The sequence below is a fragment of the Agrobacterium sp. K11 genome (assembly GCF_059429395.1).
In genome coordinates this window covers 20,156-30,763 of the sequence record NZ_JCAHRB010000020.1, presented here as the reverse complement: position 1 = coordinate 30,763, position 10,608 = coordinate 20,156, and the positions used below count along the sequence as shown (strand labels likewise).

Annotated in this window: 12 protein-coding genes and 1 tRNA gene; 10 read left to right on the top strand and 3 right to left on the bottom strand. The window is 54.8% G+C overall.

Features of this window, described 5'->3' with window-relative positions; translation table 11 throughout:
• Positions 1-50: 50 nt before the first annotated feature.
• The 3 genes from AC5SEO_RS25940 to AC5SEO_RS25930 all read right to left on the bottom strand — a co-directional run bounded on the left by AC5SEO_RS25940 (position 51) and on the right by AC5SEO_RS25930 (position 2,792).
• Positions 51-773 carry a DUF4145 domain-containing protein gene (locus AC5SEO_RS25940; protein WP_495364180.1) on the bottom strand — a complete coding sequence of 241 codons (723 nt, stop codon included), beginning with the start codon at positions 771-773 and terminating at the stop codon, positions 51-53.
• A gap of 190 nt (positions 774-963) precedes the next feature.
• Positions 964-2,166 carry a PIN domain-containing protein gene (locus tag AC5SEO_RS25935; RefSeq protein WP_495364179.1) on the bottom strand — a complete coding sequence of 401 codons (1,203 nt, stop codon included), beginning with the start codon at positions 2,164-2,166 and terminating at the stop codon, positions 964-966.
• 20 nt (positions 2,167-2,186) lie between these two features.
• Positions 2,187-2,792, bottom strand: a complete 606-nt coding sequence (locus AC5SEO_RS25930; RefSeq protein WP_495364178.1) for a BRCT domain-containing protein — start codon at positions 2,790-2,792, stop codon at positions 2,187-2,189.
• Positions 2,793-3,137: 345 nt separating this feature from the next.
• Here AC5SEO_RS25930 and AC5SEO_RS25925 point away from each other — a divergent pair, with 345 nt between their 5' ends.
• From AC5SEO_RS25925 to AC5SEO_RS25880, 10 genes are all read left to right on the top strand, one after another.
• On the top strand, positions 3,138-3,302 hold the full coding sequence (locus tag AC5SEO_RS25925) for a hypothetical protein (protein ID WP_495364177.1): 165 nt from the start codon (positions 3,138-3,140) through the stop codon (positions 3,300-3,302).
• A 136-nt stretch (positions 3,303-3,438) separates the two neighbouring features.
• On the top strand, positions 3,439-3,957 hold the full coding sequence (locus AC5SEO_RS25920; RefSeq protein ID WP_495364176.1) for a VRR-NUC domain-containing protein: 519 nt from the start codon (positions 3,439-3,441) through the stop codon (positions 3,955-3,957).
• A complete protein-coding gene (locus AC5SEO_RS25915; RefSeq protein WP_495364175.1) occupies positions 3,954-4,358 on the top strand; it encodes a hypothetical protein in 405 nt (134 codons plus the stop codon). The genes AC5SEO_RS25920 and AC5SEO_RS25915 overlap by 4 nt, the downstream gene beginning before the upstream one ends.
• A complete protein-coding gene (locus AC5SEO_RS25910) occupies positions 4,358-5,305 on the top strand; it encodes a hypothetical protein (RefSeq protein WP_495364174.1) in 948 nt (315 codons plus the stop codon). Before AC5SEO_RS25915 ends, AC5SEO_RS25910 begins: the two co-directional genes overlap by 1 nt.
• A 132-nt stretch (positions 5,306-5,437) precedes the next feature.
• Positions 5,438-5,514: transfer RNA gene (locus AC5SEO_RS25905), tRNA-Met, on the top strand.
• Between the two features lie 237 nt (positions 5,515-5,751).
• Positions 5,752-6,780, top strand: a complete 1,029-nt coding sequence (locus tag AC5SEO_RS25900) for a hypothetical protein (protein ID WP_162696850.1) — start codon at positions 5,752-5,754, stop codon at positions 6,778-6,780.
• A gap of 19 nt (positions 6,781-6,799) precedes the next feature.
• Complete coding sequence (locus AC5SEO_RS25895; RefSeq protein ID WP_495364173.1) at positions 6,800-7,120, top strand: HNH endonuclease; 321 nt, start codon at positions 6,800-6,802, stop codon at positions 7,118-7,120.
• A 119-nt stretch (positions 7,121-7,239) separates the two neighbouring features.
• Positions 7,240-7,695 (top strand): hypothetical protein, encoded by a 456-nt coding sequence (locus AC5SEO_RS25890; protein WP_019567259.1) that lies wholly within the window; start codon positions 7,240-7,242, stop codon positions 7,693-7,695.
• Between the two features lie 12 nt (positions 7,696-7,707).
• The gene (locus AC5SEO_RS25885) at positions 7,708-9,351 is read left to right on the top strand and encodes a terminase large subunit (protein ID WP_495364172.1); all 1,644 of its coding nucleotides are present in this window, start codon (positions 7,708-7,710) and stop codon (positions 9,349-9,351) included.
• 24 nt (positions 9,352-9,375) lie between these two features.
• Positions 9,376-10,605, top strand: a complete 1,230-nt coding sequence (locus AC5SEO_RS25880; RefSeq protein WP_112357374.1) for a phage portal protein — start codon at positions 9,376-9,378, stop codon at positions 10,603-10,605.
• Positions 10,606-10,608 lie beyond the last annotated feature (3 nt).

The following is a 10,608-nucleotide window of genomic DNA, read 5'->3' as shown; positions in this document are numbered from 1 at the left end:
CGCCGACCGTCAACGCTCAAGCTGCCTGACCTGTGGCCTTCACCGGAGGCTTACGTTTCTCTCGTCTTGTCCCGAGCTTCAATCTGAGCGATCTTTTCGGGAGGAAGAAGTTCGTACACGGACGCTATGTGTTTGGGCTCTGATATCATCCGGTCGACGATAATATTGAACAACTTGAACAGACTCTCGACCGTTTTAGGGTCGTCATTGAGATCCATGGTTCCCGGGTGAACCGCTTCATTTCCTATAACACGAAGAGCGTCGAGCGCTTGTTGGATGCGCTGATCTAGTCCCTTTTTAACCAACGCAGATATATCCGTGTTGATGTTTTTTCCTCCTTCACCGAGGTAACCGCACAATTTCTGTATCGCCAACCGAAGCAGCGCAGCCGCTCCACGCGGAGAAGAATTCATGATGCTGGCTGCTTCTTGATAGTCGGCAGCTATGTGATTTGGAGTATCTGGATTAATCCGCGGTGCGGTGGATGTGAACGGGTAAACCTGCTTGTCGCCGACCCAAATCGTAACAAGTTCGCAGCTTTCACATCGGGATGTGAACATGTTTTGGAGGCCGACCTCGGAAGTCGTTTGCCCATTAGCGATTATGACGCCATTACTGTAGGATGGGACACTATCATCGAGCAATTGTGCGGGAGGGACGTTCTTAGAATTTCGCCACATACGGCGGCCGTATGTAAAACGCCATTCATGATCCGCAAACGCTCCGCAGTGCGGACAATTAAAACGTTTACTGTAAATTGATGCTTCGGTCACGCTACCCTCTTTTGCCGGCCGTAAAACAGGTCTTAATCTTATCTTTATTTTTTTGGCCTTCACCTACTCATTCTTGTGGAACCAATCCCGCCGGACAGAGTTATGTGGCCAGACAGCTCGCACTGACCACGGATGTACTGGCAGCAGCGACGAGCGACAGGAAGGTCGGGGCGGATAGCACCGGCCTTTTTTATTCATCGAAGCAAGAAGCCTCGTAACTAAAAATATATAGTCCTGCAGGAAGAAGTTGTCTTTTCTTTTGAGACTTCACGTGAACATTGAAGTCGAATTTTGTGCCTGTGTTAACGAAGCAATCCACGCCATCGACTCCATCCGGAGCTTCAGCGAGTTCAATATTAACACGAGGGGATGATCTGAAAATAGGAGACAGATGGCCAGTGACAGTGAAGTTCGGAGCCGGCCTTGACAGGTTTACTTCTATGACACCGTAATTCTCGCGATCGTCGGCGTGAACCACATGCTGTTCTTTTAAAACAAGCTGGAATCGTTTATTCGTGGACCGCTCTTCTGCAAGAGCCATGACCTCATTGATGGCGCTTTCGCTGCCATTAGGCTGGTTGGAAGATGACTTGTGGTGTCGTAGAAAATTCTCAAGTTGATATATAGCAACTGGATGACTTGCTTCGGTCGTTGCTTCTTTTAACAGTTCCTGCCTTGGGCCAAGGGTTTTGCCAGATTTTATTTCCCACCAATCCTCTTTCGCGTCTGAAGTGACGAAAATAACGGCTTTGGCTTTGGTCTTTGAGAACTCCAGAAGTTGCCGCCAGACAAAATAATCCCCTAAGGCGCCATCGTCATCCTTCTTTTTATCCATGTAGCCAGGCGGAATCTGCTTATCTATGCGCCTCAGGGCTTCTTTTTTGTCGCCTTCGAAGTCACTAGGGGGAGACCCGACGCGGCCATCAAAGATTTTTAGAATCCGTTTTAAAATCTCGTCATTATCGAGATGGTCTGGAGACGCAGACCGCTCATCCTCGATTTTTGCGCTTGCACCGGAGATTGCCCTCTCAACCTCCGAATAGAAGTCATCGATAATTGTTCTAGACAGAACTCTCTGGTTGATAAGATCCTGTTTTGCCTTTTCATTCGCCTTCCTTATGTCTGTGAGGTGGCTGGCGCTTTTGGCAATCGCATTTGATGCATCAACTATTACTGACTTTCGGTTTTTAATAAACTCCGATGCCGCTTGATGAGTAAGCCAGACCCTTTCCTTGAATGATTCCAAAGCTGTTAAAATGGTCTCGCTTGTATCTTTATGATATCTATAAAGATCCAAAAGGACATTTGCGTCTATCGATAAGACAGCTTCATCCCACAGTAATTTGTGATCGGTTTCGAGATGGTCGAAGTACCACGAAAACTTTTTTCTCATGTCTACGATATTCTTTCTACTTAAATATGCCTTACCCAATGATCTTCCGACACAATCCTGATTGGTCTGCCATCGGCTCTCATTTCAGCCGCTTTCAAGATCTTGTTGCCGAATGAAGAGTGTTTCCATGACTCAGTTGCATAGACGCCGATAACAAGGAAATTGGTCTTCTGCGTCAGCGATCCAGCAGAGGCCCCCTTTGCCGTCACGGCGCTTTCACACGCTTTTCGCTGGCCGTAGTTGAACGTGCCTGTGAAGCAGTAATTCATTCCATCGAAAGACAGAGTGGGAGCCGGCGAGCAGAGTGGCAATGTCGTGGATTTGAGCGTCTCGCCAAGCTCAAAATCTCGATTGGAAAACCTGTTGAGCGTGTCGAGAAGCTCGGATTTTTCCTCTTCGTCGACTACGCCGTCGTGGAGTATTTCATCCACCCGTCGGTAAAGAACAGAAAGTAGCGGGTGATCGCTGACGCTTCCATTCGCCACCAGCCATTTTTGAAGAAACTCCACCTCGGCTTGATTGATTTGCCCGTCAGCCACCAGACCCCGAGCGAGCCCGATGAGCTCATCAATCTGCCGGCTGTCGATCCTATCATTGGAATATTGGAAAAGAAGTTTGTCGTCCATGACTCCCCCAGGCGTTGGACATTTCGTAAAATCTCGTATCGCTAATACAACCTACTTCTCTGCCGATAACAACTTCTAATACCGCCCGGATAGTGGATTTTTATCCGTGCACTAACTGTGCACATACGGGCGGAGACACCCGCACAGCGCTGCCCGGTTGGTGCACGTTTAGTAGGGTATATATTTATATATACCCCTACACGTGCAACCGTGCAGGGCGGTGTGCCGCGCGCACGGTTCTCAAGATGATTTATTCGGGCAGCGTGCGGCGGGCAGATGGTGATATTCACTACAACCCGGAACCGACATCACCCCATCCGCATTTCGCAGATGAGGAGAATGCAGATGCCAGAGAACGAAATGCAGCCATACACCGTCGAGCAGCTACAGCAGAAATATGCCGTAAGCCTGCATGTGGCAGTGGAGGTGCTCGAACACTTTCGAGGCGACCGGTCAAAAATCGACAAGTTCATGAAGCGGTGCCCGAACCGGGACGACGACAAGCACTAAAAAACGACCGGCGTTCAGCCGGTCTTTTCTTTTGGCCAAAAAATATTTCACAAATCGACTATCCGTTTTCGCGCCTCTCTCGGAAAGTATGTGTGTCGCCACCACCACTGGCGAGCCACCACACGAGGAGACAGCCATGGGAAAAGCCGCCACCCAAACCACCCGCATCAACGGCAAGCGCGTCGTCATCCGCACAAGCGCGACCGGCAAGGTTAGTCTCAAGGATGCCCCCATCAAGGAAAGCGAAGGGCAGGCGGCCCAGGTGCGCGCTCTGCGGTCGCTGCCGGAGTACGGCCGCCAGTTCCTGCTGGCTGGCGACATGAACAGCGCCAAGCGCGGCCCACGCGCACAGGCAGACGCTATCGCGACCGGGCTGACACCAGGTGAAGCCGATCTGCGGATTTATCTCAAGGGCGGCGTACTGCGGATGATCGAGAACAAGGTCGGCAAGGGTCGGCTGTCTCCGGCGCAGGTCGAGCGCCACGCTTCGCTGGCGCGACTTGGTCATCCGGTCGAGGTCGTGCGGTTCACATCCACGGCAGAAGCGGCCAGCAAGGCGGTGGAGTTGGTCAAGGAATGGCTGGCTGATAACGACAACACCAAGCAGCAGTATCGGCGCCTACCAAGCGTTAGCACCACAGGGGAGATTGTATGAGAGAAGAAGATGTGAGCGAAATTCCGGTACGTATCGAGGCGTACCAATACGTAAACCGCCAGAAGACAATTGATAGCATTCGTAGCGCTTTCGACTGGCTGGAAAATTCGCGGCGCAAGGATCGATACGACGTCGCTAGGACCGCAATTCTAGAGCAGTTCTTGAATCTGGAAGGACGCGTTCTCGGTCATTTTCATGAGTATGTGGGTGGCAAAGATTTCATACACAAAGACCAAGCGTGGATACTAGCGTGCCGACAGCGTGAGTTCGTCAGAGAGTGCTGCGCGAGGATGGCCGAAGGGAAAGACGAAGAGCCAACAGCCCTCAGCGAGGCAATAAGAGAACTGCCGATCGGTCCAGAAGTGAAAGTAATTCCCGATTACAGCAAGAGGATCGTCTGATGAGCCAACAAGAAGACCAGATCATCGACGCCACTGGCAGGGTAGCATTCACCGGCGACCAGCGGCACCCATACCGAACGAACACACGCTTCCGAAAAGTAGATGGCAAGTGGGAGCCAATCGAGGAGAAGAAGACCAGAGACGCACCTAGGGCTCTACCAAGCGCAGAAGAGCGTGCCGCAGATAGGCATAGGGCAAAAACCAAGGCGGCGGATGAGGCGAGGAAAATGGCGAAGGTTCGGAGGGTGATTGTGAAGCGACAGTCGATTGGTGATCCCTCTTGTGTTCAGAGCCGCGGCGAGGACTTTCCGTTGCTTGAGGCACTTCGCCGCGATGAGCGGGAGGATCTTGTAGCTGTCGTCCTTCGATATCGCCGGCTTGTAGCGCTCTGTGAGGCTGAGCCGTTGAAAGGGTTGGACTACAGCAAGGCCGACGGCGGCGAGGTGGTCAGGGAAACTAAACGCCTCACACCAGAAGCGGACATTGACAGGGCAGCAGCGTCGGACTGGAAGGACGTGCCAGACGGAGAGATCAAGGTCTCGACCAAGGTCAAAAAAAGCAAAGGGTCGCACGCCATACCACCACGTAGGACGGTTGTTGCTGCCAATGACAACACCGCATCAGGCAGTGTCATTAAAACCGAAAGCCTGCACGTGAAGATCACCGATGAAATTCTGAACGAACACATCGATGCAAAACCGATCTTGGCAGAACTTCGATACGCAATGGGGCCTTTGGTCGAGCCGTTCGAAGATGCCGTTCTTGGAGGGCAAAGCTATTCTGAGATCGGTCGAGCGAAAGGAGAGGGAGCCAAGCCAGCTGTAGCTGGTCGCGCATTGGTGGGAATGGCAATCGGCACCATCAGCGTGAAATGGCAGGAGATCGATAAACGAGAGGAACGACTAGCAGAGTTAGCGCTAGCTCGTTTTCGTAACCGCGCAGCATAGGGACCGCCACGCGCATTGAAATCCCCGAGGGTTGAGAGGGTATCGAAAGATACCTTCGCCCCTTTGCGGTTACGACCGCCCCGCCGTCATGCTGCATTCGGTGCAGCCGCTGAACGCAGCGGGTAACTATCACGTGGAGTAGAGCAGCCCGGTAGCTCGCCAGCCTCATAAGCTGGAGGCCGTGAGTTCAAATCTCACCTCCGCAACCAATCAGCAGGACAGGCCGTGGACGCGTAAGCCCTGATAACCAAACCGCACAATGCGGCCTGCTTCCCAATCCCATGCGCGTTCTCCTCCGCAGCGTGGGTTCATGCGGCCCGTTCCCTTAAGTGGTTGAGCGGGCCGCTTTTGTTTTCTGCGATGGATAAGTCGGCAATCGACTAACGCCGTGGTTGTTTTTTTAATATTTTCTCGCCACTCTCACTCAATCACAAAGGGGTGGTTTGGTGGCGCGACAAGCAAATACTGTTTCCGTTCGAACTGAGGCAGCCGCTTGGAATACCCTTCAGGCGGTTCTTGAAAAAGGAATATCTCGTCGGCAGGGCGACCTAGAGGTCGGTGATTGGGCCAAATTCAGCGCTAAATTCTGGATAGGTGACAAAGAGGCGGTGCTGACGCCGCCGATGATGCGAGCGCTTCTCGATTTGCAAGATGCAATCTTGAGGACTAAGCTGCTTGCAATTGAGCAGAAAAGCAGTTTGCACAACATCTCTCAGGAAGAGAGAGATGCATACGAGATTCAAACGTACGTTTATCCTGGCTCGACCGGTCTCGAGATCGACTTAACAGAAATAGCAAAGCACTTTGTTGGAGAGATGGTGGGAATCTTGCCCCCCGAGTACATACTGATAATCGCGCTTTCTGCGTTGCTGCTTTGGGCGGGTACATCTGCTTGGAGAGCCTGGTTGGAGCATCGATCCAAAGCGGCGACGGAGGCGACGGAGGCAGGGAAGCAGCGCGACCTCTTGGAGGCACAGAAGTTCGCAAGCCAGGTCGACCTTGATCGATGGAAGCTTATTTCACAGGCTCAGCAAAAGGTACCAGTCATTGCGGAAATAAACGACGCGGTGGACAAGAGCCGCGTCAGCATGATGAAAGCTGCGGCTCGAAGCGACAAGGCTAAAATTGGCGGGCGGATCGTGCCGCCTGAAGTTGCTGACAGCATCGTAAAAGCTGCGAAAGCGGAAGATGATGAGGAGGAGTACGTCGGCACGTTCAAGGTACTAGGCGTAGATTCCACACCTAAGTACGGTTTCCGTTTTCGTCTGGAGGATGCTGAGAGCGGAGAGAAGTACTTTGCTTCTGTCAGAGATGCATTAGTCAAACAAGATGAGATGGCGATTTTGCAAGAAGCTGTCTTCGAGAAGGACGATAATAATCAGGTCACTGCGCACGTGAAGTTGACGCGCCGTGACTATACCGTCGTCAAGGCTGAGATCGTCTCAGTATCAAAGCAGTCCGGATTCCTATTCTAAGGAAATCAAGGCAACACCAATGCCCAAACCCTACGGCCGCTCAGCGGAAGCCGCGCTCTACCGTCGCATGTACAAGACGGCACGATGGCAGCGCTTACGTGAGGCGCAGCTTGCTGCCGAGCCGCTATGCCGGTTCTGCCTGGCTGTCGAGGATGTCACCGAGGCAACTACGTGCGACCACATCAAGCCACATAAGGGCGACGAAGCTTTGTTCTACGACCCGAACAACCTGCAATCGTTGTGCGCTCCATGCCATGACAAGCTGAAGGCTCGCATCGAGCGAGGGCAGCAGGCTGTGGTGATTGGTGTGGATGGATATCCGGTGGAGGTCGGTGGGTAGGGGGTGGTCGCAAAGTCGACCGACGCCCGCCCAAGGACCGCCGGGGTAACGCAATTCAAATGCAAACACAGATTTTTGCCTAGCGCGTGCGCAAGCGCGCGTGCGCGAGGGGATTCCGCATGTCTGAGAAGAAAAGCCGTGTCGACAGCGTTGATGAGGCCGTGAGGATTGCCTCTGCGGCTTCTGAGGATATCCAGTTTCCTGAAAACGTGCCGCTCGACGACGGCGACGTCCCATTTTTCAAGAATGTCATTGCCGAATATGCCCGCGCCGATTGGTCGGCGCACCAGCTTGAAATTGCCGCGATGCTTGCCCGCACGATGGCAGACCTAGTGAGGGAGCAAGACCTGCTTCGCACTGAGGGATCGGTCGCAGTCACTGAAAAAGGGACGCCCGTAGCCAACCCACGGAAATCCGTGGTCCAGATGCACGCTTCTTCCATCCTTTCGTTTCGCCGATCACTGGCGCTGCATGCGCGCGCCGTACAAGGCGAGGCGAGGGACGCGGCCAAGCGGCGAGACCAAGCCAAGGAGATCGAGGCAGGCGCGAGCGTGGATGACGAACTCCTAGCCTAATCGAGGTTGTGAATGCTTTCTGAGGCCGTGGTCGGCGCCATCAAGTGCGGCCCGATCCCGGTTCTGCGCGACTGGCGCGGACTGCCGACGTCGGAGCTCACCCGCGGCGAGAAGATGTGCCGCTTCATCGAAGAATATTTGGTCGTGCCAGAGGGCGCGCTCGTCGGGCAGCCGATAAGGCTGCTGGACTTCCAGGTGGCCTTCATCCTGTCAGTCTATGACAACCCGAACGGCACGTCGCGAGCATACCTCTCGATCGCACGTAAGAACTCCAAGACGGCCACCATCGCCTGCCTCTTGCTCGGTCACGTGATTGGCCCTGAGGCGTTTCCGAACAGCCGCATCATGTCGGGCGCTCGTTCTCGCGACCAGGCTGCGGAAGTCTTCAACTACGCCAGTAAGATGCTGATGATGTCGCCGCGCCTGAAAGGGCTGTATCGCATCGTCCCGTCCGGCAAGATGATTGTCGGCTTGCGCAAGAACGTCGTCTACCGCGCCAGTTCGGCGGAAGCCAAGAGCGCGCACGGTGGTTCGCCGCTGGTTGCCATCCTCGACGAGGTTGGCCAGATCAAAGGCCCGCACGACGACTTCGTCGAAGCGATCGTGACATCGCAAGGCGCCTACGGCGACAAAGCGATGATCTTCGCTATCTCGACGCAGGCAGCGACTGATGGCGACCTATTTTCGCGATGGCTGGATGATGCCGAGACATCAAAAGCACCTCGAACGGTTTCGCACCTTTACACGGCTCCGGCTGATTGCGACGTCCTCGACGAGGAAGCGTGGCAGGCCGCGAACCCTGCGCTTGGCAAGTTCAAGTCCGTTTCATCGGTTCGCGATGACGCTGAGCGCGCGGAACGTATGCCGACTGAGGAGGCCAGCTTCCGTTGGCTCCATCTCAACCAAAGGATTGATGCCAATGCACCGTTTGTGTCTCCGGCTATTTGGCGAGCGTGTAACGCTCGAGTTGTGGACTTCGCTGGTCTTCCTGTGTTTGGTGGGCTCGACCTTTCTGAGGTGAGCGACTTGACTGCTCTGGTGCTCATGGCGCCGAAAGAGCAGGAGGGTATGACCGTCTGGCATGTGAAGCCGACGTTCTGGTTGCCGGGAGACGGCATCCGAGCCAAAGCCAAGGCCGACCGGGTGCCGTATGACATCTGGCACAAGGACGGCCACCTCGAAGCTGCTCCGGGCAAAACCGTCGACTACGAGTTCGTTGCGCATCACTTGCGCGACCAGTTCGAAGAGATGGACATCCGCAAGATTGCGTTCGACCGGTGGAACTTCCGACATCTGAAGCCATGGCTGCAAAAGGCTGGCTTCACCGACGATCAGCTTGAGGGCGACGACGCAGTATTCCAGCCTTTCGGGCAGGGCTTCCAGTCGATGTCGCCGGCTCTCCGCGAGCTCGAAAGCATCATCCTCAACGGCAACCTTGCCCACGGCGATCATCCTGTGCTGACGATGTGCATGATGAATGCCACCATCAAAGCGGATCCTGCCGGCAATCGAAAGCTCGTCAAACACAACCGCGAACGCCGCATCGACGGCGCAGTCGCCTTGGCAATGGCAACGGCGATGGCCGGAACCTACGAGGTCGGCGATAGCGGCGACTTGGACGACTTCGTCAACAATATCATCTCTGTCACCTGGTGACGGGCAACCTAGTGGTGAGGCCTGATGGGCTTTTTTGAGAGATGGGTCGGAAGGCCTATCAAGCTCACCGATGGCGAGTTCTGGCGAGGCTTCTTTGGCCTTGGCACCACGTCCGGGGAGACAGTCACGATTGAGAGCGCTCTTTCGCTTGATGCCGTTTGGGCATGCGTCAACCTCGTGCAGAACGCGGCCGGTACCCTTCCTTGCATCGTTTACGGCGAGGACGGCGTGACTGTCGACAAGAACGCTCCGCTATACGAGCTTCTGCACGACATGCCGAACATGGACGACACTGCGCCAGAGTTCTGGTCGATGGCGGCGATGTGCCTGCTGCTCGACGGCAATTTCTTCGCCGAAAAGAAGATGAACGGCGAGCGCCTCGTTGCACTTAATCCGCTTCACCCTTTGAACGTGGATGTGTGTCGCTCCAAAGATGGGCGGAACACGCGCTACTACGAGGTGACGGAAGACGGCAAAAAGCGCCGAGTGCCAGAAGGCAAGATGTTTCACGTCCGCGGCGTCCGTTTGCCTGGCTGTGATCGCGGCATGTCGCCGATCGGCGTGGTGCGCAATACGGTCGGGAGTGCATTGGCAGGCGAGAAGGTCGCCGGTCGCATGTTCAAGAACGGCCTGCTTTCTTCGCTCATCGTTAGCTCGGATCAGATCCTGAAGCCTGAGCAGCGCAAGCAGATATCCGACACGCTGACGCAATTCGCCGGTGCCGAGAAGGCTGGTGGGGTGACGGTATTGGAGGCTGGCTTCAAGCCGTACCCGATGTCGATCAACCCAAAGGATGCTCAATTCCTTGAGGCGAGGCAGTACAGCGTCGAGCAGATCTGCCGCATTTTCGGCGTTCCTCCCGTGATGATTGGTCACGCGGCAAATGGCACCACGACCTGGGGCAGCGGCATCGAGCAGCTGATCCTCCAATTCACCAAAACTTGCATGCGGCCGATGCTCAAGCGCATCGAAGCGGCAATTTATCGTGACTTGCTGGACGCAAAGACCAGGAAGACCATGAAGGTGAAATTCAACATGGAAGAACTCTTGCGCGGCGACAGCACGGCGCGGGCAGAATTCCTGTCGAAGATGGTCACGAACGGCATCTACCTCGTCGATGAGGCTCGCTCTTACGAAGACAAGGCGCCAGTGGACGGCGGCAACAAGGCCATCGTGAATGGCACGATGACGCGCCTCGATACGCTTGGGAAGACCGAAACTCCGGCGCCAACGCCAGCAGCGCGCGCTGCATAAGGG